General features: G+C 50.7%; 18 protein-coding genes, 10 tRNA genes, 3 rRNA genes and 1 other RNA gene. All 32 read left to right on the top strand.

The genetic code is table 11. The annotated features are described in order from the left end of the window. The first annotated feature begins 17 nt into the window (after positions 1 to 17). Positions 18 to 1,271 carry a UDP-N-acetylglucosamine 1-carboxyvinyltransferase gene (locus NYE33_RS03580; protein WP_039309636.1) on the top strand — a complete coding sequence of 418 codons (1,254 nt, stop codon included), beginning with the start codon at positions 18 to 20 and terminating at the stop codon, positions 1,269 to 1,271. Between the two features lie 166 nt (positions 1,272 to 1,437). After that, complete coding sequence (rho, locus tag NYE33_RS03575) at positions 1,438 to 2,796, top strand: transcription termination factor Rho (RefSeq protein ID WP_042132730.1); 1,359 nt, start codon at positions 1,438 to 1,440, stop codon at positions 2,794 to 2,796. 25 nt (positions 2,797 to 2,821) lie between these two features. Further along, complete coding sequence (locus NYE33_RS03570; RefSeq protein ID WP_042132731.1) at positions 2,822 to 4,099, top strand: radical SAM protein; 1,278 nt, start codon at positions 2,822 to 2,824, stop codon at positions 4,097 to 4,099. Between the two features lie 123 nt (positions 4,100 to 4,222). Next, the gene (rpmE, locus tag NYE33_RS03565) at positions 4,223 to 4,420 is read left to right on the top strand and encodes a 50S ribosomal protein L31 (protein ID WP_039309646.1); all 198 of its coding nucleotides are present in this window, start codon (positions 4,223 to 4,225) and stop codon (positions 4,418 to 4,420) included. Positions 4,421 to 4,480: 60 nt separating this feature from the next. Beyond that, positions 4,481 to 4,749: signal recognition particle sRNA large type (ffs, locus tag NYE33_RS03560), an RNA gene on the top strand. A 269-nt stretch (positions 4,750 to 5,018) separates the two neighbouring features. Then, positions 5,019 to 6,788 (top strand): DNA polymerase III subunit gamma/tau, encoded by a 1,770-nt coding sequence (gene dnaX / locus NYE33_RS03555; protein WP_042132732.1) that lies wholly within the window; start codon positions 5,019 to 5,021, stop codon positions 6,786 to 6,788. A gap of 52 nt (positions 6,789 to 6,840) precedes the next feature. Continuing rightward, positions 6,841 to 7,152, top strand: a complete 312-nt coding sequence (locus NYE33_RS03550; protein WP_039309650.1) for a YbaB/EbfC family nucleoid-associated protein — start codon at positions 6,841 to 6,843, stop codon at positions 7,150 to 7,152. 36 nt (positions 7,153 to 7,188) lie between these two features. Beyond that, positions 7,189 to 7,788 carry a recombination mediator RecR gene (recR, locus tag NYE33_RS03545; protein ID WP_039309653.1) on the top strand — a complete coding sequence of 200 codons (600 nt, stop codon included), beginning with the start codon at positions 7,189 to 7,191 and terminating at the stop codon, positions 7,786 to 7,788. Between the two features lie 204 nt (positions 7,789 to 7,992). Beyond that, positions 7,993 to 8,259, top strand: a complete 267-nt coding sequence (locus tag NYE33_RS03540; RefSeq protein WP_052421604.1) for a DUF2508 family protein — start codon at positions 7,993 to 7,995, stop codon at positions 8,257 to 8,259. Between the two features lie 29 nt (positions 8,260 to 8,288). Further along, on the top strand, positions 8,289 to 8,555 hold the full coding sequence (locus NYE33_RS03535) for a pro-sigmaK processing inhibitor BofA family protein (RefSeq protein ID WP_042132733.1): 267 nt from the start codon (positions 8,289 to 8,291) through the stop codon (positions 8,553 to 8,555). Positions 8,556 to 8,857: 302 nt separating this feature from the next. Continuing rightward, positions 8,858 to 10,415: ribosomal RNA gene (locus NYE33_RS03530) — 16S ribosomal RNA — on the top strand. 124 nt (positions 10,416 to 10,539) lie between these two features. Continuing rightward, positions 10,540 to 10,656, top strand: a 5S ribosomal RNA gene (rrf, locus tag NYE33_RS03525). 44 nt (positions 10,657 to 10,700) lie between these two features. Further along, positions 10,701 to 10,777, top strand: a tRNA-Ile gene (locus NYE33_RS03520). 29 nt (positions 10,778 to 10,806) lie between these two features. Next, a tRNA-Ala gene (locus NYE33_RS03515) sits at positions 10,807 to 10,882 on the top strand. 155 nt (positions 10,883 to 11,037) lie between these two features. Beyond that, a 23S ribosomal RNA gene (locus tag NYE33_RS03510) occupies positions 11,038 to 13,968 on the top strand. Together the 16S, 23S and 5S rRNA genes with 10 tRNA genes alongside form the textbook arrangement of a ribosomal RNA operon. 82 nt (positions 13,969 to 14,050) lie before the next feature. Beyond that, a tRNA-Ser gene (locus tag NYE33_RS03505) sits at positions 14,051 to 14,142 on the top strand. A gap of 24 nt (positions 14,143 to 14,166) precedes the next feature. Next, positions 14,167 to 14,243, top strand: a tRNA-Met gene (locus NYE33_RS03500). A 9-nt stretch (positions 14,244 to 14,252) separates the two neighbouring features. Further along, positions 14,253 to 14,328 (top strand) — tRNA-Val (locus NYE33_RS03495). A gap of 30 nt (positions 14,329 to 14,358) precedes the next feature. Then, positions 14,359 to 14,434 (top strand) — tRNA-Thr (locus tag NYE33_RS03490). A gap of 18 nt (positions 14,435 to 14,452) precedes the next feature. Further along, positions 14,453 to 14,530, top strand: a tRNA-Asp gene (locus NYE33_RS03485). A 28-nt stretch (positions 14,531 to 14,558) separates the two neighbouring features. Continuing rightward, a tRNA-Phe gene (locus NYE33_RS03480) sits at positions 14,559 to 14,634 on the top strand. Between the two features lie 4 nt (positions 14,635 to 14,638). Next, positions 14,639 to 14,721, top strand: a tRNA-Tyr gene (locus tag NYE33_RS03475). Positions 14,722 to 14,732: 11 nt separating this feature from the next. Further along, positions 14,733 to 14,805, top strand: a tRNA-Lys gene (locus tag NYE33_RS03470). 153 nt (positions 14,806 to 14,958) lie between these two features. Further along, positions 14,959 to 15,903 (top strand): NAD(P)/FAD-dependent oxidoreductase, encoded by a 945-nt coding sequence (locus NYE33_RS03465; protein ID WP_341064790.1) that lies wholly within the window; start codon positions 14,959 to 14,961, stop codon positions 15,901 to 15,903. 131 nt (positions 15,904 to 16,034) lie between these two features. Beyond that, positions 16,035 to 17,117, top strand: coding sequence for a PucR family transcriptional regulator (locus NYE33_RS03460; protein WP_341064789.1), 1,083 nt, complete (start codon positions 16,035 to 16,037; stop codon positions 17,115 to 17,117). 109 nt (positions 17,118 to 17,226) lie between these two features. Next, positions 17,227 to 18,348: an ABC transporter ATP-binding protein gene (locus NYE33_RS03455; RefSeq protein ID WP_042132735.1), complete on the top strand. Its 1,122-nt coding sequence runs from the start codon at positions 17,227 to 17,229 to the stop codon at positions 18,346 to 18,348. A 287-nt stretch (positions 18,349 to 18,635) separates the two neighbouring features. Next, on the top strand, positions 18,636 to 19,574 hold the full coding sequence (gene hprK, locus NYE33_RS03450; protein ID WP_042132736.1) for an HPr(Ser) kinase/phosphatase: 939 nt from the start codon (positions 18,636 to 18,638) through the stop codon (positions 19,572 to 19,574). A 12-nt stretch (positions 19,575 to 19,586) separates the two neighbouring features. Then, positions 19,587 to 20,618 (top strand): prolipoprotein diacylglyceryl transferase, encoded by a 1,032-nt coding sequence (lgt, locus tag NYE33_RS03445; protein WP_039302342.1) that lies wholly within the window; start codon positions 19,587 to 19,589, stop codon positions 20,616 to 20,618. 8 nt (positions 20,619 to 20,626) lie between these two features. Next, positions 20,627 to 21,280, top strand: coding sequence for a pyrophosphatase PpaX (gene ppaX, locus NYE33_RS03440; RefSeq protein ID WP_076243412.1), 654 nt, complete (start codon positions 20,627 to 20,629; stop codon positions 21,278 to 21,280). Further along, positions 21,277 to 21,786: an acyltransferase gene (locus NYE33_RS03435; RefSeq protein ID WP_076243413.1), complete on the top strand. Its 510-nt coding sequence runs from the start codon at positions 21,277 to 21,279 to the stop codon at positions 21,784 to 21,786. The genes ppaX and NYE33_RS03435 overlap by 4 nt, the downstream gene beginning before the upstream one ends. Positions 21,787 to 22,080: 294 nt before the next feature. Continuing rightward, positions 22,081 to 23,292, top strand: a complete 1,212-nt coding sequence (locus NYE33_RS03430) for an acyltransferase (RefSeq protein ID WP_042132738.1) — start codon at positions 22,081 to 22,083, stop codon at positions 23,290 to 23,292. 59 nt (positions 23,293 to 23,351) lie between these two features. Further along, positions 23,352 to 24,509 (top strand): acyltransferase, encoded by a 1,158-nt coding sequence (locus NYE33_RS03425; RefSeq protein WP_042132739.1) that lies wholly within the window; start codon positions 23,352 to 23,354, stop codon positions 24,507 to 24,509. The last annotated feature ends 98 nt before the right edge of the window (positions 24,510 to 24,607 follow it).

Raw genomic sequence — 24,607 nt, 5'->3', positions numbered from 1 at the left:
GGGAACCAGATAAATTTATGGAAAAATTAATGATTGGCGGCGGACGTCCGCTAGAGGGCGTTGTAACCATCAGCGGAGCAAAGAATAGCGCAATTGCGCTTATTCCAGCGGCGATTTTGGCGGAATCTGAAGTTGTGCTGGATAACCTGCCTGCTCTTAGTGATGTGGCCGTTTACTCCGAAATTCTGGAGGAGCTTGGCGCGAGTGTATCGTGGACCGGCAGCCAGATGAGAATTAATCCCTCCCGTATCGTATCCATTCCCATGCCTAACGGACCGGTCAAGAAACTCCGGGCTTCTTATTATATGATGGGTGCGCTTCTCGGCAGATTCAAAGAGGCGACGATTGGTCTTCCCGGCGGCTGTAATTTTGAGCCGCGTCCGATTGACCAGCATATCAAAGGCTTTGAAGCGCTTGGTGCGACTGTAACCAACGATCATGGCTCTATTCACTTGTATGCCAAAGAACTGCGTGGTGCCAAGATTTATCTGGATGTATCCAGCGTTGGAGCCACAATAAATATTATGCTGGCGGCCTCACGTGCCAAAGGCTCTACAATTATTGAAAATGCGGCTAAAGAGCCTGAGATTATAGATGTAGCTACCCTATTAAACTCTATGGGCGCTGTTATTAAAGGCGCCGGTACAGAAACGATCCGGATTGAAGGCGTAACTGAAATGCATGGTTGCCGCCATTCCATCATTCCTGACCGAATTCAAGCGGGAACATATATGATTGCCGCTGCGGCAACGCGTGGCAATGTGCTGATAGATAACGTGATTCCCAAGCATCTGGAGGCGCTGACTGCCAAGCTGCTGGAAATGGGAGTAGATATAGAAGAGCTGGATGAGAGTATCCGGGTCATCGGCAGAGCCAAGTACCAGCATGCTGATGTCAAAGCATTGATATACCCCGGCTTCGCCACCGATTTGCAATCTCCGATGACAAGTATGCTAACTCAAGCGGAAGGCGTTAGCGTCTTGAGCGATTTCGTATACAGCAACCGGTTCAAGCATGTCCCTGAATTAGTCCGTATGGGCGCCAAGATTCGCGTCGAAGGGCGTTCTGCAATTATTGAGGGCGGCAAGCTCAATGCCGCGAAGGTGAAGGCTGCCGATTTACGGGCAGGTGCGGCTCTGGTCATTGCCGGACTCACCGTTGAGGAAGGGATTACCGAAGTGACAGGCGTGGAGTATATAGACCGCGGTTATGATAACCTCGTAAGCAACCTGCGCAATTTAGGTGCCGAAGTCTGGCGCGAGAACGAATAAGTATGTACCCGGAACGATTGGAAGGAGCATAATTTGCCTTTAAACTGCATATCTCCTTCCAATTCGGGTAATCCTATCCTAATAAGCATTTTCATAGACTCATATTTTGCCCGGCAAAGAACGCCGGAAGAACTCATTATAAAAATTGAATAGGTGGTTATCACACATGGATCTTCAAATTTCCGATCTGGAAGAAATGAAGCTGACCGATCTGTATAAGCTGGCTAAGAAATACCAGATCCCTTATTACGGAACGCTCAAGAAGCGGGAGCTGATCTTCGCGATTCTCCGGGCGCAGGCTGAGCAGAGCGGTCTTATGTTTATGGAAGGCGTGCTTGAGATCCTGCCGGAAGGCTACGGTTTCCTTAGACCGATTAACTACTTGCCGAGTGCGGAGGATATTTATATCTCGGCTTCGCAGATCCGCAAGTTTGATCTTAGAAGCGGCGACCTTGTATCCGGGAAATGCCGTACACCCAAAGAGAATGAACGTTATTTCGGATTGCTTCAAGTCAATGCCGTCAATGGTGAGAATCCGGCCAGTGCAGCTGAACGATTACATTTCCCGGCTCTTACACCTCTTTATCCGCAAGACAAGCTGCCGCTTGAAACTTCCTCTGCCCATTTATCTACCCGTATAATGGATTTGCTTGCTCCTGTAGGTTTAGGACAGCGCGGTTTGATTGTAGCACCTCCCAAAGCAGGAAAGACGCTCCTCCTAAAAGAAATTGCCAACAGTATCTCCACTAACAATCCTGAGATCGCATTGTTTGTACTGCTGATTGATGAACGTCCCGAGGAAGTAACGGATATGCAGCGTTCTGTTAAGGGCGAGGTAGTAGCTTCAACGTTCGACGAGCTTCCGGAGAACCATATCAAAGTGGCTGAGCTTGTGCTTCAACGGGCACTGCGTCTGGTCGAGCACAAGAAAGATGTCGTTATTCTGCTGGACAGTATTACCCGGCTGGCCCGTGCTTACAATCTCGTAGTTCCGCCATCCGGCCGGACACTGAGCGGAGGGATTGATCCTGCGGCCTTCCATCGCCCCAAGCGTTTCTTCGGTTCCGCGCGGAACGTAGAAGAAGGCGGAAGCCTGACCATACTTGCAACAGCGCTGATTGATACCGGATCACGCATGGACGATATTATTTACGAAGAATTCAAAGGCACAGGGAACATGGAGCTTCACCTGGACCGCAAGCTGGCAGAACGCCGTATCTTCCCGGCCATCGATATCCGCCGTTCGGGTACACGCCGCGAGGAAGTATTGCTTAGCAAGGAAGAGCTGGATACCATCTGGTCAATCCGTAAAAATATGAATGAATCCTACGACTTTGTAGAAGGATTCCTGAAGAAACTGCGTGACACCAAGACGAATGCTGAGTTCCTGGCCTCTTTTGATGTGGCGGGCAACAAGGATTCTTCGTCAGCAAACAGTACCGCCAGCAAAGGCGGGACATCGAACAGCGGCTCATCGGCCCGCCGTACCACGCGGCCCAAGACACCTTCTGTACCTACAACCTGAGAATTGATAACAAGAGGAGACTAACATGTATTTGGTATATGCCGACGGGCAAGGAAACGTATATGATCATCCCGAGCTGTACGGGCTGGCCCGCAGCGGGGATATGATTGTTGAGATACTGGAGGAAGAATTGATCCCGCTGCCTGAAGGCGCTACTCTGGTGGGGTTGCCTAATACGCGGGCAATCGGGATGGATCCCGGGACAGGTGAAATGCTGCCGTTGCCTTTAGGCTCACAGGCTGTTGGAGCGCTGTTGCCGCAGGGCTTTACCCGTCTGTGCCTTCCCGGCTATGTCAAGACAGACAAGACGTATAAGCTTCCGCTCTTCGGTTATTCCGCTGTAGTATGGAAGGATGGCGGATTCTACGTAGCGGCGGATCCTACAGATGATACGGAGCAGTGGAATCCTTTGAATTGTGACCGCGGGGATGTAGAGATTGGCGTCAGTGATTTGACCGCCAAGTACCCGGAGAACCGTCTCTATAATCATCTGTCCAACTGCGCACTGGAATACGAATGCCTGACCTCGTCCAATACCTTCTTGGGCCGCTGGGAAGGTGCTGTTCCGGTCTCCTACTCGTGCAATGCCGGCTGCTTCGGCTGTATCTCGGAACAGCCCGATGACAGCGGGTTTGTGTCGCCGCAGACGCGGATGAACTTCCGTCCTACAGTGAGCGAAGTTTCACAAGTCATGCTGGAGCACCTGAAGACGCCGGAGTCGATTGTAAGCTTTGGACAGGGCTGTGAAGGCGAACCTTCTACCCAGGCGAAGATAATCATTGAGTCCATCCGTGAAGTACGCTCTATTACAGATATGGGTTATATCAATATCAATACGAACGCAGGATTAAGCGATCATATCCGCGGCATTGTGGATGCTGGTCTTGACCTTATGCGGGTCAGTACAATCAGTGCGCTGGATGATCACTATAATGCATACTACAAGCCGCGCGGCTATACTTTGGCTAATGTAGAGAAGTCCCTGAAATATGCAGCTTCACAGGGTGTATATACTTCCATTAACTATTTGATCTTCCCGGGTGTCACGGACCGCGAGGAAGAGATTGAGGCGATGGTTGAGTTCGTCAGACGTACAGATATCAAGCTGATTCAGATGCGGAATCTTAATATTGACCCGGAGAGCTATCTGGAGCTGATTCCTCCCGCTCAAGGTGAGATTCTCGGAATGAAGACGATGCTGGAGATCTTCCGCGAGGAGCTTCCGGATGTTGTGATCGGTTCCTTCACTCATGTTCCGCCTGCAGAACTAGCCCGTGCCAAGCAGCGCAGAGTGCACCAGTAACCGCTGAGTTGAGTCTTGCCAAACCTATTGCAGCCCCCTCAGCTTCCATGCTAAAATGTAGCTTGCGTAATCATATAACTCTAAGCCCGCATGAGGCTTAGGGCGTGAGAGGTGAATATTCAAATGCAAACAGCAATTCAACCCAAGTACAATGTAACTAAGGTGACCTGCGCCTGCGGCAACTCCTTTGAAGCTGGCTCTGCCAAGGAAGAGCTGCGCGTCGAAATTTGCTCCAGCTGCCATCCGTTCTTCACCGGCAAGCAGAAGTTCCTGGATGCCGGCGGCCGAGTTGATAAGTTCAAGAAGAAATACGGCATTTAATTGTTCTTCCATTTTATTGTTAGTTGATTTTTGTCCGGCCGTAGGCTATACTTATCTTCGCCGTGCTAGACGGGGAGGTAGCGGTGCCCTGTAACTCGCAATCCGCTGTAGCGAGGTTGAATTCCTGTTAGAGGTGCTGTCGATGTGAGGCCTTGGTTCCTATGGGCTGTGTTGACGGTTGGGTCCTCCGCAATGAGTGCTTGTGAACCTGGTCAGGTCCGGAAGGAAGCAGCCATAAGTGAGTTTACTCTTGTGCCGGAGGGTGGCCTAGCCCGAGCAGTTTTGTAGGGTTGCCGCTTGGATCGCAGTCATCAATAACGGGTGCACGGTTTAAATACTATTATGATAGCGTCTTTGCCACAAGCGAAGATGCTTTTTGTTTTTGAAAGATAAGAAAGTATATGCTTCATCCTACTTTATCCTAATACTCCCGCTGATACGGATGCCTGAAAGTGATATGAGGTATCGCTGCATCGGAAGCATAGGCCTCGTTAGAGGACGGCGAAAGCGCTTCTGCTTGGTCAAAGACTGGGGAATATAGTATAATAAATTAGCGACAAATGCCGGAAAGCGGCAGCCTGAGAGAGGGTAATGCATAGTGGAACATATCGCGCTGTACCGTGCTTGGCGGCCGCAGTCGTTTCAGGATATGGTAGGGCAGCAGCATATTATCCAGACGCTGCAGAATGCGATCCGTGAACAGCGGGTTTCGCATGCGTATCTGTTCAGCGGCCCGCGGGGGACCGGTAAGACGAGTGCGGCCAAGGTACTGGCCAAAGCGGTCAATTGCGAGCGGGGTCCGGGTCCGGAGCCGTGCAATGAATGTCCGTCTTGTCTGCGGATCACAGCGGGCAACGTAATGGATGTCCAGGAGATTGACGCGGCCTCCAACCGGGGTGTTGAAGAGATTCGCGATCTGCGGGATAAGGTGAAATATGCACCTACCGAAGTACGCCGTAAAGTGTATATTATTGATGAAGTGCATATGCTGACAACAGAAGCATTCAATGCCCTGCTTAAGACGCTGGAAGAACCGCCGCCGCATGTCATGTTTATTCTGGCTACGACAGAGCCGCATAAACTGCCGGCTACGATCATCTCACGCTGCCAGCGGTTTGACTTCCGCCGGGTTTCCCTGGAGGAGCAGACCGGACGGCTGAGAGAGATATGCCAGAAGGAAGGCATTACGGCAGATGCGGACGCACTGCAGTACATCGCCCGTCTGTCCGACGGAGGGATGCGGGATGCGCTGAGCATACTTGATCAGATCTCGTCTTTCACAGACGGGAATGTGACGTATCAGCAGGTGCTGGGCATGACTGGAGGAATTCCATCCGAACAGTTCGCCCGTCTGGCTACAGCCATTTTGGAGAGTGATATGGGGCTGCTGCTGGAGCTTGTCGAGCAGTTGATGCACGAGGGCAAGAGTGCCGACAAATGTCTGGAGAATCTTTTGTATTATTTCCGTGATTTACTTATGATCAAGATGGTACCGGGGGCAGACCAGTTAACCGACCGTGTACTGAATCCGGCGGAATTCCGTGATATGGCAGCAGCCTTTACCCGTGACCGGCTGTTCCTGATTGTGGAGACGCTGAGCCGCTATCTGGGTGAGATGAAATATGCCACTCACCCGCAGACTTTATTTGAAGTAGCGCTGATGAAGCTGTGCAGTACCCAGCAGGATGCGGCTCCTTCAGCGGGTGCTCCGTCTTTGAGTGCTGTAGCACCGGAAGCGGGAAGAAGTTCTTCCCCGGCGGATTCGGGGGAACTGGATGCACTCAAACGGCAGATTGCTGCGCTGGAGAAGAAGCTTGAGCAGGCAATCCAATCCGGAGGTGTGGCCGGCGGGCGAGAGCAGGCTGCGCCGCAGAGAGCGGCCGCCCCGCCAAGCGCTCCAAGAGTATCATCTGCAGGCAAGCTTCCGCCGCAGCTCGATAAGTTCATTGCGGGTAAAGACAGCGCTGACTTTGGCAATGTGTATAAGCAGTGGAGCCAGGTTCTGCAGGGCGTGAAGGAAGAGAAAGTAACTGTGCATGCGTGGTTTGTAGATGGAGAACCGGTTGCAGTCATGGAAGATGCAGTGCTGGTCGCCTTCAAGAATACAATTCACCGGGATACGACTGAGAAGCCGGCCAACCGGCAGGTCATCGAGAACGTGATGTCTGCTAAGCTGGGTAAGCCATACCGGCTGGTGACGATGATGCTGCGTGACTGGAATGAGGCTGCGACCAAGTCAGCTTCCAAGGCCAGCACAGAAGAACTGCATCTGGAGCATGAGCACGAGACTATAGAAGCTAAACCCGAACCATGGATTGACGAGGCGATCCAGCTCTTTGGAGAAGACCTTGTTGTCATAAAGGAATAGAGCCTCAAGCATACTAGCGCAGATAACGCGCATCCCAAAGGAGAGACGATGTATGAATAATATGAACCAAATGATGAAGCAGGTTAAAAAAATGCAGGAGCAGATGCTCAAAGCCCAGGAAGAACTAGGCGGTAAGACCATTGAAGGCTCATCCGGCGGCGGCGTGGTTACCGTTCAGGTGAACGGCCACAAAAAATTGCTCTCCATTCAGATTAAACCGGAGGTTGTTGATCCGGAAGATATCGAAATGCTGCAGGATCTGGTGATCACTGCTGTTAATGATGCTCTTACCCAGGCTGAAGAGTTGGCTAACAACGATATGGGTAAATTCACCGGCGGAATGAAGATCCCTGGCTTATTCTAGGCGTACTCCACTCCCGACCAAAGGAGAACCATTACTTTGTATTATCCAGAACCGCTAGCCAAGCTGATAGAAGCTTTTACACGTTTACCAGGGATTGGTCCGAAGACAGCAGCCCGGCTGGCCTTTCATGTGCTTAACATGAAGGAGGATGAGGTGATTGATTTCGCCAAAGCCCTGGTCAGTGTTAAACGGAATCTTCATTATTGCTCGGTCTGCTGTAATATTACCGATACTGACCCGTGCCGGATCTGTCAGGACAAAACCCGCGATGCTTCGATAATCTGTGTGGTTCAGGACTCCAAGGATCTGGTAGCCATAGAGAGAACCAAAGAGTTTGACGGCTACTATCATGTGCTGCAGGGGGCCATCTCCCCGATGGAGGGCATCGGACCTGATGATATACGGCTGAAGGAGCTGCTGACCAGACTCAGTGATGAGCGGGTCAAGGAGCTGATTATGGCGACCAATCCCAACATTGAGGGCGAGGCCACGGCCATGTATATCTCCCGTCTAGTCCGTCCGTTCGAGATCAAGATCACGAGAATCGCCCATGGCTTGCCTGTAGGCGGCGATCTTGAGTATGCGGATGAGGTAACCCTGTCGAAGGCGCTGGAAGGCCGTCGTGAGCTGTTCTGAGTGTTCTGACAATGAATTGTACTTGAAGAGGCCCTTGGGGCCTCTTTTTTTATTAGATATAGACTCCAGGGGTAGCCAGCATTCAACAAAAGAGCAGACGAGCACTGACTCATGGTTCTAAGTTTGTCCCTATTCCGATATGTATGAGATTAACGGGTGTGCGGCACCGGCTGCGCCAGTAGTCATTCATAGGAGGGGATTGCAATGGGATGGTGGAACACGAAATGGCTGGGCAGAGATGCAGAAGGAGCGAATAATGCCCATACGGAAGAAGAGTGGGGTACAGTGTACCATGAGGTCCGCAAAGCGCAGTCGGAGTGGGAACGGGCATATCTGATGTTTGATGAGGCGATGGGGCAGGACCAGATTGATTATGCCATCTATATACTCGAGGCGGCCGAGCGTAAATACCAGATCCATCTTAAGCATGCCAAGAGACTGGGGCTGAACCGGAGCCGGCTGCCGATGTAACCGGAATAAATATTGAAGGGGGGATCGCAATGCTAAGAACTGTTGCAATGGGTGTACTGATTCTGTCGGGGCTCCTGTTAATTCTAATTGTATTCAGAAAAAAACTGGGGTGGGCATGGATAAGTGTATTTGGAACTCATCTTATTCTGGCTGCAATCGGAATTTATATCGTTAACTTCTCCGGTATTCTAACGGATGTACACATCCCGCTGAATCCCACAACCATAGGCGCAGTAACGATTCTTGGGCTGCCCGGGGTACTAATGCTGCTGGGTTTAAAATTAACTTTGTTTTAATGGTTGACGAGGGTTGTAGATTTATGATACATTAAGTCTCGGCCCTTTGAGCAAGATGTTCTCGGATAACTTGCTGAAAGCTAAAGCGAAAAAAGAAATTAAAAAAAAGCTTGACTGAAACAAAGGTGCTGTGATATATTATAAAGGTCGCTGCTGAAACAAATAACGGCGATAAACGATGAGACTTTGATCTTTGAAAACTGAACAACGAGTGAGTGGGAAATCACGAAAGTGACTTCCAAAATAGAGAATGAAAATTCTCGTCAGATGTTTCAAAATGAGCAATCGCTCTTTCTAAATACAATTTGGAGAGTTTGATCCTGGCTCAGGACGAACGCTGGCGGCATGCCTAATACATGCAAGTCGAGCGGAGTTTGAATGGAAGCTTGCTTCCATTCATGCTTAGCGGCGGACGGGTGAGTAACACGTAGGCAACCTGCCCTCAAGACTGGGATAACTACCGGAAACGGTAGCTAATACCGGATAATTTCTTTCCTCTCCTGAAGAGAGAATGAAAGGCGGAGCAATCTGCCACTTGGGGATGGGCCTGCGGCGCATTAGCTAGTTGGTGGGGTAACGGCTCACCAAGGCGACGATGCGTAGCCGACCTGAGAGGGTGAACGGCCACACTGGGACTGAGACACGGCCCAGACTCCTACGGGAGGCAGCAGTAGGGAATCTTCCGCAATGGGCGAAAGCCTGACGGAGCAATGCCGCGTGAGTGATGAAGGTTTTCGGATCGTAAAGCTCTGTTGCCAGGGAAGAACGTCCGGTAGAGTAACTGCTACCGGAGTGACGGTACCTGAGAAGAAAGCCCCGGCTAACTACGTGCCAGCAGCCGCGGTAATACGTAGGGGGCAAGCGTTGTCCGGAATTATTGGGCGTAAAGCGCGCGCAGGCGGTCATTTAAGTCTGGTGTTTAAACCTTGGGCTCAACCTGGGGTCGCACTGGAAACTGGGTGACTTGAGTACAGAAGAGGAAAGTGGAATTCCACGTGTAGCGGTGAAATGCGTAGATATGTGGAGGAACACCAGTGGCGAAGGCGACTTTCTGGGCTGTAACTGACGCTGAGGCGCGAAAGCGTGGGGAGCAAACAGGATTAGATACCCTGGTAGTCCACGCCGTAAACGATGAGTGCTAGGTGTTAGGGGTTTCGATACCCTTGGTGCCGAAGTTAACACAGTAAGCACTCCGCCTGGGGAGTACGGTCGCAAGACTGAAACTCAAAGGAATTGACGGGGACCCGCACAAGCAGTGGAGTATGTGGTTTAATTCGAAGCAACGCGAAGAACCTTACCAGGTCTTGACATCCCGATGAAAGCATTAGAGATAGTGCCCCTCTTCGGAGCATCGGAGACAGGTGGTGCATGGTTGTCGTCAGCTCGTGTCGTGAGATGTTGGGTTAAGTCCCGCAACGAGCGCAACCCTTGACTTTAGTTGCCAGCAGGTCGAGCTGGGCACTCTAGAGTGACTGCCGGTGACAAACCGGAGGAAGGTGGGGATGACGTCAAATCATCATGCCCCTTATGACCTGGGCTACACACGTACTACAATGGCCGGTACAACGGGAAGCGAAACCGCGAGGTGGAGCCAATCCCAGCAAAGCCGGTCTCAGTTCGGATTGCAGGCTGCAACTCGCCTGCATGAAGTCGGAATTGCTAGTAATCGCGGATCAGCATGCCGCGGTGAATACGTTCCCGGGTCTTGTACACACCGCCCGTCACACCACGAGAGTTTACAACACCCGAAGTCGGTGGGGTAACCCGCAAGGGAGCCAGCCGCCGAAGGTGGGGTAGATGATTGGGGTGAAGTCGTAACAAGGTAGCCGTATCGGAAGGTGCGGCTGGATCACCTCCTTTCTATGGAGAATCGTCACCTGCAACGGTGACATTCAAATCGGAAGTTAAGCTTCCATAATAGAACCTTCGGGTTCGGACACTCACTCGTGTTCAGTTTTGAAAGAGCAAGTCTCTTTCGTATGCGTTTGGTGGCGATAGCGGAGGGGTTCCACACGTACCCATCCCGAACACGACCGTTAAGCCCTCCAGCGCCGATGGTACTTGGACCGAAGGGTCCTGGGAGAGTAGGACGCCGCCAAGCGAACAATCAATTTATTGGTTGATTCACAATGTTATCTGTTATATGGGCTTTTAGCTCAGTTGGTTAGAGCGCACCTCTGATAAGGGTGAGGTCGGTGGTTCGAGTCCACCAAGGCCCACCATATAACATTTTAGAATTGAATACCTCTATGGGGCCATAGCTCAGCTGGGAGAGCGCCTGCCTTGCAAGCAGGAGGTCAGCGGTTCGATCCCGCTTGGCTCCACCAATACTTCTTTACAAGATTATATGCAAGAACTTGATCCTTGAAAACTGGATACCGAAACGAATTTGCGTTTTAGAACATCTTTTAGCTGAAACTTGTGTAAGCAAGTTGAAATAGTTATTAGTTGCTACAGCGATTTTCCTAACGGAAAACGCATTGGTTAAGCTAATAAGAGCACACGGAGGATGCCTAGGCGCCAGGAGCCGACGAAGGACGTGGCGAACAACGAAACTGCCTCGGGGAGCTGTAAGCAAGCTTTGATCCGGGGGTGTCCGAATGGGGAAACCCAGCTGTGGTAATTCGCAGTTACTCGTATCTGAATACATAGGATACGCAGAGGCAGACCAGGGGAACTGAAACATCTAAGTACCCTGAGGAAGAGAAAACAATAGTGATTCCGTCAGTAGCGGCGAGCGAACGCGGAACAGCCTAAACCAAGGGGCTTGCCTCTTGGGGTTGTGGGACGTCTCACATGGAGTTACAAAGGAATATGGTAGGCGAAGAGGTCTGGAAAGGCCCGCGATAGAGGTAAAAGCCCTGTAGCCTAAACTGTGTTCTCTCCGAGACGGATCCCGAGTAGTGCGGGGCACGTGAAACCCCGTATGAATCCAGCAGGACCATCTGCTAAGGCTAAATACTACCTGGCGACCGATAGTGAAACAGTACCGTGAGGGAAAGGTGAAAAGCACCCCGGAAGGGGAGTGAAATAGAACCTGAAACCGTGTGCTTACAAAAAGTCAGAGCCCGATCTATGGGTGATGGCGTGCCTTTTGTAGAATGAACCGGCGAGTTACGTTTAACATGCAAGGTTAAGGTGAGAAGCCGGAGCCGCAGCGAAAGCGAGTCTGAATAGGGCGACTAAGTATGTGGACGTAGACCCGAAACCGTGTGATCTACCCCTGTCCAGGGTGAAGGTGCGGTAACACGCACTGGAGGCCCGAACCCACGCATGTTGAAAAATGCGGGGATGAGGTGGGGGTAGCGGAGAAATTCCAATCGAACTCGGAGATAGCTGGTTCTCCCCGAAATAGCTTTAGGGCTAGCCTCGGTGAATGGAGTGGTGGAGGTAGAGCACTGATTGGGTGCGGGGCCCGCAAGGGTTACCAAGCTCAGTCAAACTCCGAATGCCATTAACTTCTTGCCGGGAGTCAGACAGTGAGTGCTAAGATCCATTGTCAAAAGGGAAACAGCCCAGACCATCAGCTAAGGTCCCCAAGTGTGTGTTAAGTGGGAAAGGATGTGGAGTTGCACAGACAACCAGGATGTTGGCTTAGAAGCAGCCACCATTGAAAGAGTGCGTAATAGCTCACTGGTCGAGTGACTCTGCGCCGAAAATGTAACGGGGCTAAACACACCACCGAAGCTATGGCTAGATGCTTTGCATCTGGGGTAGGGGAGCGTTGTATGCAGGTTGAAGGTGTACCGTAAGGAGCGCTGGACAGCATACAAGTGAGAATGCCGGTATGAGTAACGAAAAGATCAGTGAGAATCTGATCCGCCGAAAGCCCAAGGTTTCCTGAGGAAGGCTCGTCCGCTCAGGGTAAGTCGGGACCTAAGGCGAGGCCGAAAGGCGTAGTCGAAGGACAACAGTTTGAAATTACTGTACCACCGTAATCCGCTATGAGCGATGGGGTGACGCAGGAGGGTAGTGACGCGGACTGATGGATATGTCCGTCTAAGCAGTGAGGCTGATGTGTAGGCAAATCCGCACATCACTAAGGCTGGGCTGTGATGGGGAGCGAAAATTGTAGTAGCGAAGGTCATGATCTCACACTGCCAAGAAAAGCCTCTAGCCAGGAGAAGGTGCCCGTACCGCAAACCGACACAGGTAGGCGAGAAGAGAATTCTAAGGCGCGCGGAAGAACTCTCGTTAAGGAACTCGGCAAAATGACCTCGTAACTTCGGGAGAAGAGGTGCCTCGGTAGGGTGAATAGCCCGAGGGGGCCGCAGTGAAAAGGCCCAAGCGACTGTTTAGCAAAAACACAGGTCTGTGCGAAGCCGCAAGGCGAAGTATACGGGCTGACGCCTGCCCGGTGCTGGAAGGTTAAGGGGAGTGGTTAGGGGTTAAACCCGAAGCTGTGAACCGAAGCCCCAGTAAACGGCGGCCGTAACTATAACGGTCCTAAGGTAGCGAAATTCCTTGTCAGGTAAATTCTGACCCGCACGAATGGCGTAACGACTTGGGCGCTGTCTCAACGAGAGATCCGGTGAAATTTTAATACCTGTGAAGATGCAGGTTACCCGCGACAAGACGGAAAGACCCCATGGAGCTTTACTGCAGCTTGATATTGAATTTGGGTACGATCTGTACAGGATAGGTGGGAGCCGTTGAGGCAGGAGCGCAAGCTTCTGCGGAGGCGCCGTTGGGATACCACCCTGATCGTATCTAGGTTCTAACCTAGTGCCCTAATCGGGTACGGGGACCGTGTCAGGCGGGCAGTTTGACTGGGGCGGTCGCCTCCTAAAGAGTAACGGAGGCGTTCAAAGGTTCCCTCAGAATGGTTGGAAATCATTCGCAGAGTGCAAAGGCATAAGGGAGCTTGACTGCGAGACCTACAAGTCGAGCAGGGACGAAAGTCGGACTTAGTGATCCGGTGGTACCGCATGGAAGGGCCATCGCTCAACGGATAAAAGCTACCCTGGGGATAACAGGCTTATCTCCCCCAAGAGTCCACATCGACGGGGAGGTTTGGCACCTCGATGTCGGCTCATCGCATCCTGGGGCTGAAGTAGGTCCCAAGGGTTGGGCTGTTCGCCCATTAAAGCGGTACGCGAGCTGGGTTCAGAACGTCGTGAGACAGTTCGGTCCCTATCTGTCGTGGGCGCAGGAAATTTGAGAGGAGCTGTCCTTAGTACGAGAGGACCGGGATGGACGTACCGCTGGTGCATCAGTTGTTCCGCCAGGAGCATGGCTGAGTAGCTACGTACGGACGGGATAAGCGCTGAAAGCATCTAAGCGTGAAGCCCCCCTCAAGATGAGATTTCCCAACTAGTAAGACCCCTTGAAGACGACGAGGTAGATAGGTTGGAGGTGGAAGTGCAGCAATGCATGGAGCTGACCAATACTAATCGGTCGAGGGCTTATCCAAATTTCTTAGAGCGCAGATTCGTTTCGGATTCAGTTTTCAGGAATTAATTTCCTGTGCGGATTTACATGGCTACCATTTATTTGGAGAGATACCCAAGTGGCTATAAGGGGACCCTCTGCTAAGGGGTTAGACTGCGTAAGCGGTGCGAGGGTTCGAATCCCTCTCTCTCCGCCATTATAAATCCAATACTTGTAGTGTGGCGGCGTAGCTCAGCTGGCTAGAGCGTACGGTTCATACCCGTGAGGTCGGGGGTTCGATCCCCTCTGCCGCTACCATACATACCCGGAGGCTTAGCTCAGCTGGGAGAGCATCTGCCTTACAAGCAGAGGGTCGGGGGTTCGAACCCCTCAGCCTCCACCATTTTTAAATCTAAGATCCACCTTACACCGTGCCGGTGTAGCTCAACTGGTAGAGCAACTGACTTGTAATCAGTAGGTTGGGGGTTCAAGTCCTCTCGCCGGCACCATTTTTTACATTAAATTGTGGAACCGTGGTGTAGTTGGCCTAACATGCCTGCCTGTCACGCAGGAGATCGCGGGTTCGAATCCCGTCGGTTCCGCCATTTTTTTTGTTTTAAGGCTTGTTTTTATGGCTCGGTAGCTCAGTCGGTAGAGCAAAGGACTGAAAATCCTTGTGTCGGGGGTTCGATTCCCTCCCGCGCCACCATTATGGAGGCTTAGCGAAGTGGCCAAACGCATCAGACTGTAAATCTGCTCACGTACGTGTTCGGTGGTTCGAATCCATCAGCCTCCATCCCTTTTTATGAGCCATTAGCTCAGTTGGTAGAGCACCTGACTTTTAATCAGGGTGTCGAAGGTTCGAGTCCTTCATGGCTCATCCCAATCAAGTCATCACGTTCATGTGATGGCTTTTTTATGTTTTCTGGAGGTCTGAATATTAAAAAGTATATAAATTACCCGGATTTCGTTTAAAATAGTTCCCCTCGTTTAATTATAAGTCTATAATGCTGTAGAAATGAGGGAATGACAATTGATCTATGATGCGATTATAGTGGGCGGCGGTTTTGCGGGGCTTCAGGCGGCTATTCAATTGGGACGTTACTCGGTCCATCAGGTGCTTGTAATTGATGCAGGAGGCGGAAGATCAAGCATATGCCGGAATTATCATAATATATTGGGCTGGCCTGACGGTGTGCCGGGTGAGGAACTGCGGGCCAGGGGGAGACTTCAGGCCGAAAGGGCAGGTGTAGCGTTTCAGAAGGATAGAATAGTTAAGGCTGAGAAGCCGGACGAATTATTCATACTTCACGGAACCGGGGGGCGGCAATATGCAGGCCGGACTCTGCTGCTTGCTACAGGAGTAATGGACCGGTTTCCTGAGCTGCCGGGCTTACGGCCTGCTCTTGGCATGACGATCTATGTTTGCCCGGACTGTGATGGCTTTGAAATTCAGAACAGGCAGACCGTATTGATGGGCTCCGGTGATGTGGGTGCTAATATGGCTTTTGTTTTAAGGGAACGCACAGGTGACTTGACCTACATTAATCATGAATGTACACCCGTCTCGGCGGAAAATCGTAACCGGCTGCGGGATGAGGATATACAGTATATCGAAGAACCGGTTGCCCGCATTGAGGAAGAGAACGGAAGAATTAAGGCGGTAGCCTTGGAGAACGGTGAGGTTCTGCTGGCAGAGCGCGGATTTATTGCTTTTGGCCGGAATCCGGTACATTCTGAGCTAGCTGCACAGCTGGGAGTAACGCTTCATAAGAACAAGCATGTGGAGGCGAATAAACGTTCATTAATGACTAATATTGAGCATGTATGGGTGGCAGGAGATGTTGCAGTGCATGCGGAGCAGGCGACGGTCGCTATGGGCGAAGGAGCCATTGCCGGGATCTGGATGCATAAGACTTTGAAAAAGATGAATCCGGTAAGTCTGCCTCCAGCCAAGAAGCATTATGCAGCAAAATAGACTTTTGATTCACAACTGATCAAATGTCACTCAGGGTTCAGGAGAGCTATTCCGCAATTTGCAGCAAAATATGATAAAATAGGCGAAAAGAGCAAAAGTGGTGGAGAATGGTGACGATGGATAGTGAGGTTTTGCGTCAAAAATTGGAGCAACTCACCGGAAAGAGAACCGGAATCAAGCAGCTCGGGAGGCAGCATTCAGCTTCTCTTTTTGGCATGGGCACGGAGAAGGATCAAGAGCAGGCGGTCTTTCATGAGGGATATTTGTGGATTCCCCTATATGAGAATGACGGGCGTATAACCGCGGTGTGGGTGGAGACAGAAGGGCTGTCGCCTCTGGAACTGCAGCTGGTCAATTATGCGGGCCGTAATTTCGCGGTAGCCCTCAAGGCTACCGGGCTTAAGGAAGAAGGAGAGATGGAGGCCCGTCAGCTTAGCGGCTGGTTGAACTCGCAGCTTGAGCAAGAAAAGGATGATGCAGAGATTCCGGATGATATTACGCTGAAAGGCCGGCTGTTCGGGGATATGATTCCTTTTTTGCTGGTTAGTGAGAATGTCCATAATCCGCAGATGACATACCGTTCGTTAATGAAGCTGCTGCGCAGTTATTTCGAGAACGAAGTTCTGCTAATTCCCCTGTTGGATAAGGAATGGTTAATTTTAGCCCGTAAGGAACTGCTCACCGGCGGAGATGATAAGGAAGATGAGGAAGAAAGTGCTGAGGATCTGCTGTCTCAGACCTCTATGGGACTGCATGAACTGATCGCCAGTGAATGGGTTGGCGTCTTCCATCTGGCGGTTTCTCCGGCCATCATTCCGGTTAAAGGCCTGACAGGCTCCGTTGCTCTGCTGCGCGAGACGATTATTCTGGGCCGGATTTTCCAGGTAGGCGATTATATCCATCTGCCGTGGGAGCTTCATATGGAGCGTCTGGTGAACAGTATCCCCGATGACCGCCGCAGACAGCTGCTGGGTCAGATCGGTGATTATACGGCTGTGCTGGCGGATAAGGAAATGCTGTTGACGCTGGAGACTTTTTTTGAAATGGACTGCAATGTCAGCGAAACCGCGAAGAAGCTGTATATCCACCGGAATACACTCCTGTACAGACTCGACAAGATCAAACAGGAAACGGGAGCCGATGTCCGCAGTTTCGGGGATGCGGCGATTGTGAAGTTAGCCATGTTATTGTATAAAGTGACGAAAAGAAAATAGGATTTTTGTGAACCTTACAAATAGCCAGGAGGCCTGGTCTGGGGTAAGATAAGTGTACAAGAAAGCGTTTGATTTTCTAATCCAATAATTGACTCGAGGGGGAAATACAATGGCAGGCGTACGTTTAGAGCATATTTTCAAAAAATACCCGGGTTCTGATAAAGCAACAGTAATCGATATCAATCTTGATATTAAAGATAAGGAATTTCTCGTACTGGTTGGTCCTTCCGGTTGCGGTAAATCCACAACACTGCGTATGATCGCAGGTCTTGAAGAAATCTCTGAAGGTAAAATGTACATTGGTGACCGTGTAGTGAATGACGTGGCTCCTAAAGACCGCGATATCGCGATGGTATTCCAATCCTACGCCCTGTACCCGCATATGAGCGTGTATCAGAACATGGCTTTCGGTCTGAAACTGCGTAAAGTGAAGAAAGAAGAAATCGACAAGAAAGTGCGCGAAGCAGCAAGAATCCTCGATATCGAGCATTTGCTGGAACGCAAACCTAAGGCACTGTCCGGTGGTCAACGCCAACGTGTCGCTCTGGGCCGCGCTATTGTCCGTGATCCGCAAGTCTTCCTGATGGATGAGCCTCTTTCCAACTTGGATGCTAAACTTCGTGGTCAAATGCGTGCTGAAATCACTAAGCTGGTTAAACGTCTTGAAACCACTTGTATCTATGTAACGCATGACCAGACAGAAGCTATGACAATGGGTGACCGTATCGTAGTTATGTACGATGGTATCATTCAACAAGCAGCTTCCCCTGAAGAATTGTACAATGAGCCTACAAACCTGTTCGTTGCAGGATTCATCGGATCCCCAACAATGAACTTTATCAATGGTACACTCTCCGATGTTGGCGGCGCTGTCCGCTTCCGCGCAGATAACCTTGATGTTGAAGTTCCAGGCGGCAAAGCTACAATCCTGCGCAACAAAGGTTATATCGGCAAAGATGTAATCATGGGCGTTCGTCCAGAAGATATTCATGAAGAGCCAGTGTTCCTGGAAGCTTCCCCTAACACAATCTTCACTTCGCTGGTTGATGTTACTGAAAACCTTGGTCATGAAATGCTCCTCTACTTGAGCGGCCTTGGCGCTAACACTGTAATTGCCCGTGTAGATGGACGTTCCACTACCCGTGAAGGCAGCAAGCCTAGATTGGCAATCGACATGAACAAAATTCACCTCTTCGATAAAGAGTCCGAACTGAACATTCTGCTGGGATAAGACAAAGCACAGCGGGATATAGGTTATAATAGAAGAAAGCCGCCCTCACAGGCGGCTTTTTCTTGTATTGGGCATGTAGAGCCGGAGATAAAACGTAATGGTCCAAGGACCCGGAAAGCAGGGGATTCCGTCAGGACTGGCTTAGCAATACCGTAGGTAATAAGATTGCATTCATAGGCGTTATCAATTAAGATAGCAGGAGAATTACCTGTAGCTGGAATGGGAAAAGTTGTGAACCCGGGTGCAGGAAACGGGCACAACCGCAGGTGACGAAAGGACGGACATACATGGCTAAGAAGGTAAAGGTATCAGAACTGGTACAGCATTTTCAATTAGAGGTTGTTTCCGGACAAGAGGGTCTGAAAAGACCGATTACAGTGGATGATTTGAATCGTCCGGGACTGGAAATGGCCGGTTATTTCGAATATTATCCGGAAGAACGTGTTCAGCTGCTGGGCAAAACAGAGCTGGCCTTTTTCTCAATGCTTCCTGAGGAAGAACGCAAAAGCCGGATTCGCGGGATTTGTAACGATAATACCCCTTGTATTGTAATTACCCGTGCGCTGGACGTTCCGCAGGAGCTTATTGAGATCAGTAATGAAAAGGGATTACCTGTGCTGCGCAGCTCAATGGCGACCACTATTTTCTCGAGCAGACTGACAAGCTTCCTGGAAGGCAGACTGGCACCTACGGCAACAATCCACGGTGTTCTCTGTGATGTATATGGTGTAGGTATGCTGATTACAGGCAGCAGCGGTATCGGTAAAAGTGAAACGGCGCTCGAACTGGTTAAACGCGGGCACCGCCTGATCGCCGATGATGCCGTAGAGATCCGTCAGACCTCGGATAACCAGCTGCATGGTACAGCTCCGGAGCTCATTCGTCATTTGCTCGAAATCCGTGGGGTAGGGATTATTAATGTAATGACTCTCTTCGGTGCCGGGGCCATCCGTAATCATAAGCGGATCACACTGGTCGTTAGACTCGAGGCCTGGCAGCAGGATAAACAATATGACCGGCTCGGACTGGACGAGGAGACTACACGGATCATTGACACTGATGTGCCGCTTGTTACGATCCCCGTACGTCCGGGACGTAACCTTGCGGTAATTATCGAGGTTGCAGCGATGAACTACCGGTTGAAACAAATGGGCTTTAACGCGGCTCTACAATTTACGAATAAACTTACAGCCACCATCTCAGAAGACATGGATGATCTGGACTAGGAGTGTGAGAGCATGTTTTTTTCATTAGCGATTAATCCGATTGTCTTCTCCATCGGTTCGCTGCCTGTTCACTGGTATGGTTTGATACTGGGTCTTGGTGCATTAGCCGGATTATTCCTTGCTATTCAAGAAGGCAAACGCTACAACATTCCGCAGGAGTTCTTCATGGACATGCTGCTGCTCGGAGTTCCTTCAGCGATCATTGGCGCGCGGATTTATTTTGTAGCGTTCAAGTGGGAAGATTATAAGGACAACTTGTTGGATATATTCAAAGTCTGGAATGGCGGTATTGCTATTTATGGCGCGCTGATCGGGGCGATCATCTGCGGAATTATTTATTTCCGTTACAAGGGATATCCGTTCTGGCGTATCGTGGACATATGTGCACCTGGACTGCTCGCCGGTCAGATGATTGGCCGTTGGGGTAATTTCATCAATCAGGAAGCCTACGGCGGCGTTGTAGAGGAATCTTTCCTGCGTGACAAGCTGCATCTGCCGGACTTTATTGTGAATCAAATGTACATAGGGGATGCGTTTCACCATCCGACCTTCCTGTATGAATCGCTCTGGAGCCTGCTGGGCATTCTGCTCCTCATGGTGCTGCGCCGCCAGAAATTTGTCCGTGCCGGCGAAATCTTCATGTCCTATTTCATCTGGTATTCGATCGGCCGCTTCTTTATTGAAGCTTTACGTACGGACAGCCTAGGATTTAACGGCAGCAGCGGTTTGGCATCGTTCATTAACGGTCTATGGAGTCCGATGAAATGGCTGGGATTTGAGCAGGGGTATTTCGATCCGGCATACGGGAATGTCCGTATCTCACAGCTGCTGGCACTACTGATCATTCTCGTTGCAGTTGTATTGATCATTGTACGGCGTGTCAGCGGTCAGCCGAAGGATCATTATTCTGATCCGATTGTCAGCACTAAACCGGCAGCGGCAGATGCTGTAGTTCCCGAGAGTGCAGTGAATACACCGCAGAAGGCTCCTCAGCCTATCCAGCCGGTGAAGGACTCATCTGAAGATAAGGAAACAAAGGAGTAGTAGAACTAATGATAGAATGCGTGTTATTTGACTTGGACGGAACGATTGTGAATACTAATGAGCTGATCATCAGCTCGTTCATGCATGCGCTGAAGGAGAATAACCTCCCGGCTCTAACCCGGGAAGAGATTATTCCCCATATGGGAACTACGCTCCAGCAGCAGATGAGCGTGTTCTCCGGTCTGCAGGACACAAGCGTGCTGGAGCTTTCTTACCGTTCATATAATTATGCGCATCATGATGAGCTAATCCGTTCTTTTCCTCATGTGAATGAGACTATGGAAGGGCTGTTAAGCCGGGGAATAAAGCTCGGGATTGTGACAACGAAGATTCGTCCAACTACACTCAAAGCGCTGGAAATGTTCGATCTGCTGAAGTATATGGAGACGATTGTGACGGTCAATGATGTCAGTCAGGCGAAGCCGCATCCGGAGCCTGTCCTAACTGCGGTTGCTAATCTGGGTGTTGATCCGGCCAGAACCCTGATGGTAGGTGACAGTGCGGTCGATATTCAGTCTGCCAAGGCAGCGGGTGTGCGTGTAGCTGCGGTCGCCTGGTCACTCAAAGGTGAGGAAATGCTGCGGAAGTACAACCCCGATTACATCATCCACGACATGAAGGACTTATATACTATAGTGGAGCAGGAGACGAAGCAGCCGTGAGAAAGTTAACCCGCTATCCGGTGGAGGGCCATAATTCACTCTGGTATATTTACCGTACGGTGAGCCCGTGGAAGGGCGTGCGCAATTTTATTTTTATCCAGATTGCCCGCTACTGTCCGGTCTTGCCGCTTAAGAACTGGATTTACCGCAGGGTACTCGGCATGAAGGTGGGCAAGCATACTGCGTTTGGGCTAATGGCGATGGTGGATGTGTTTTTTCCGGAGAAAATTTCGGTCGGTGAGAACTCGGTCATCGGCTATAATACGACCATTCTTGCCCATGAATACCTCATCAAAGAGTACAGGCTGGGTGAAGTCATTATCGGGGAGAACGTCCTGATTGGAGCCAACACAACGATATTGCCCGGCGTTACGATTGGAGATTGGGCGGTTGTCGCCGCGGGTTCTGTCGTGCACAAGAATGTAGCTGCGGGCTCGTTCGTCGGGGGCAATCCGCTGCGTGAGCTGCGTCCGCCGGGATCAGCAGAGAAGGCTGTAGAAGAATAGTCACCAGGTAACCTCTTACCCTGCAGTTTCATATTGCGTGTATCTGCGCAGGAGCTGCAGGGTTTCTTGTGTAAACTTCGCAGCCTGAGGCAATTAAGCAATCTTAAACAACCTTTAAGTGTTCGGCGGGTATATATTGGCGATATACTTGTAAGTGCAGGAGCGGATCTTTCCGCATACGGACGCGCAGCACATATCAGAATGAAATAATCAGCAGGGGCAGACTTCCTGATAGGTATCACTTCCGCTTGGCGTCTATGAACAGCCATCATAGCAGAGAAGAGGAATCTTAAAGTGAATGCAGCAAAACAGGAACGTCTGCCCCAGCTGGATATTTACCGTGCTCTGGCGATATTGGGCGTATTGCATGTCCATTCATCATCTTTTGCGGCCGGAGAATTGGCACTCCAGTCACCCTATTATTATTGGTTAAACTGGATCAACATCTTCTTTAAATTCGGTACACCGTCGTTTATTTTTCTAAGCAGCTTTGTGCTGTTCTATAATTATTACGGGCGGCCCGTGACGGGGAGCCTGATCGGAAGCTTTTACCGCCGCAGGCTGAAGTACATTCTGCTTCCCTATATGCTGGTATCCATCGGCTATTACGGATTGACCCTGTACGTGAATGGGAAGCTGACACAGCCTCTGGCAGAGAGCATCTCCGGCTTCCTGGGTGCCTTATTTACGGGTTCGGCGTATGCGCATTTGTATTTCGTATTCATCAGCATCCAGTTCTACCTGCTGTTTCCGTTGCTGCTTAAGCTGCTGCAGAGCTCACGGCTGTGGGTGCGCTGGGCTTTTCCGATTGGACTTGCGCTGCAGTGGGTATTCATTATCTGGAACAAGTATCAGCTGCATATTGTGGAAAAAGGAAGCTTGTCGATCTCGTATCTGGCATATTATATGCTGGGCGCCTATATCGCCATTAATTTCGAAGCGATCAAGCTGTGGCTGATGAAGCCTTGGCGTGAACTGGCTGCCAGGTATAAAGTGCTTATCCTGCTGCTTGTTACATTGTGGCTCGGAGCAGCCTTCACGCATGTACAATTATGGTATAGAGCCCGCCACTTCGGGATATGGACGGACTCGCTCTGGTACGAGCTGCTCTGGAATGTACATACGATGCTGTCAGCGCTGGTGCTGCTGTATGCCACCTTTCTTATCTACCGCAGGGCACCGAAGGTGATCGTTGCTATTTTGACCCGGCTGGGTGAGGTTTCATTTGCGGTGTATCTGATCCATCCTCTGCTGCTTGCAGTGTATAGAAGATTCGGAACGGGAATTCCTACAGATTCATTAACCTATGTATTCTATATTTACGGGGGACTGGCTGCGGCGCTGGCAGGAAGCTGGATGCTTGTGCAGTTTGCGTTCCGCCGCATCCGCCTGTCCTGGGTGGCATTCGGGAGTGTACCGCGTTCACTTGCCCCTACGGTGAAGGACAAGCCTGTGCACGGGAGCACCAATAGAGTGCTCGAAGGTAAAGATATCAGTAAATCATGAGAGTTCAACAGACCCCAACCCAGGCATCAGGGATGAGGGTCTAGGCAGGAGGGAAGATAATGGCTCAAAAGGAAAGAATACCGCAGCTTGATGTATTCCGGGCGATAGCGATTATTGCGGTCATAGCAATTCACGCCACTTCGCGGACACTGGCGGAAACACTGGATACCTCTTTGTTTCATCCGTTTCTGTTCATAAACAAGTTCAGCCAGTTCGCTGTACCTTCGTTTGTATTCCTAAGCGGGTTCGTGCTGTTCTACAATTATATTGACCGTCCGCTTGGCGGGAAGACTCTCGCGAAATTCTATAGCCGAAGGCTGATTTATATTATTGTGCCTTATCTTGTTTTCTCGGTGCTGTACTTTATATTGAAAATGACTGCCGGGCATACATGGGGCATGCCTCTTAATGAGCAGGCGGCCAAATTCGGCAAATATCTGTGGACCGGTACGGCGTATACCCATCTGTACTATATTATTATCATAATTCAGTTCTATGTACTGTTCCCGCTCATGCTCTGGTGTCTGCAGAAGGTCCGCCGTCTGGCGGTGTGGGCACCGCTCATCGGACTGGCCTTACAGTGGGGATTTGTGCTGCTGAACAAATATATGGCTAATCACGGATACTGGCAGCTGTCCAAGGGCAGTCTTGCAATTACGTACTTCTCTTATTTCCTGCTCGGTGCAGCGATTGCGGTATATTACAGCTCTTTGAAAAAGTGGCTGATTCCTACACGCGAAGGGTGGCGCTCCGGTAAGGGGGCAAGCTGGATTGTGCTGTGGTTCATATGGGCCACTGCAGGAATCGTTCATGTGGAGCTGTGGTTCAACAATTATACGAAGAAGACGGTCATCAACAGTCTATGGTATGAAGGCTTCTCCAATCTTCATGCGCTGCTCTCTTGTCTTGTGCTGTTCCAGCTGTCCTTCCTGCTGTACGGAGCGGGGCGAAGCCTGCTGGCAAGATTGCTGATCTCTGCCGGCGCCTGTTCCTTCGGGATATATCTGCTGCATCCGGCGCTGCTCTTCTTCTATAGAAAGCTGCCGCTGCACGGCGGATCACTTGCCTACACGGCTGCCATTGCCGGGGGCTGGCTGGTAGCCTTCGCCGGCTCCTGGCTGGTCGTCGCCCTCGTCTTCCGTTATGTGAAGCCGGCATGGGTACTCTTTGGCTCTGGGCCGCAGAAGGTTAAGCGGGCGCCTAAAGCAACAGTGTAGCTGGGTGCCTTGAAATGCAGTAATGAAGGGGACTTCAAATCCAGAATGATAAAAGCGCCGACTGGCCGCAGATGCGGGCCAGTTGGCGCTTTTATTCA

The sequence above is a fragment of the Paenibacillus sp. FSL R10-2199 genome, assembly GCF_038000235.1.
Classification (GTDB): domain Bacteria; phylum Bacillota; class Bacilli; order Paenibacillales; family Paenibacillaceae; genus Paenibacillus_AQ; species Paenibacillus_AQ phytohabitans.
The sequence above is the reverse complement of the archived record's forward strand: the minus strand, read 5'-3'. Positions and strand labels throughout refer to the sequence as shown.

Bases quoted from the DNA above. Each gene is read 5' to 3' on its own strand.
- NYE33_RS03580 (WP_039309636.1), top strand. From the start codon at position 18: ATGGAAAAATTAATGATTGGCGGCGGACGTCCGCTAGAGGGCGTTGTA.
- rho (WP_042132730.1), top strand. From the start codon at position 1,438: ATGGATCTTCAAATTTCCGATCTGGAAGAAATGAAGCTGACCGATCTG.
- NYE33_RS03570 (WP_042132731.1), top strand. From the start codon at position 2,822: ATGTATTTGGTATATGCCGACGGGCAAGGAAACGTATATGATCATCCC.
- rpmE (WP_039309646.1), top strand. From the start codon at position 4,223: ATGCAAACAGCAATTCAACCCAAGTACAATGTAACTAAGGTGACCTGC.
- NYE33_RS03550 (WP_039309650.1), top strand. From the start codon at position 6,841: ATGAATAATATGAACCAAATGATGAAGCAGGTTAAAAAAATGCAGGAG.
- NYE33_RS03540 (WP_052421604.1), top strand. From the start codon at position 7,993: ATGGGATGGTGGAACACGAAATGGCTGGGCAGAGATGCAGAAGGAGCG.
- NYE33_RS03535 (WP_042132733.1), top strand. From the start codon at position 8,289: ATGCTAAGAACTGTTGCAATGGGTGTACTGATTCTGTCGGGGCTCCTG.
- NYE33_RS03455 (WP_042132735.1), top strand. From the start codon at position 17,227: ATGGCAGGCGTACGTTTAGAGCATATTTTCAAAAAATACCCGGGTTCT.
- hprK (WP_042132736.1), top strand. From the start codon at position 18,636: ATGGCTAAGAAGGTAAAGGTATCAGAACTGGTACAGCATTTTCAATTA.
- lgt (WP_039302342.1), top strand. From the start codon at position 19,587: ATGTTTTTTTCATTAGCGATTAATCCGATTGTCTTCTCCATCGGTTCG.
- ppaX (WP_076243412.1), top strand. From the start codon at position 20,627: ATGATAGAATGCGTGTTATTTGACTTGGACGGAACGATTGTGAATACT.
- NYE33_RS03425 (WP_042132739.1), top strand. From the start codon at position 23,352: ATGGCTCAAAAGGAAAGAATACCGCAGCTTGATGTATTCCGGGCGATA.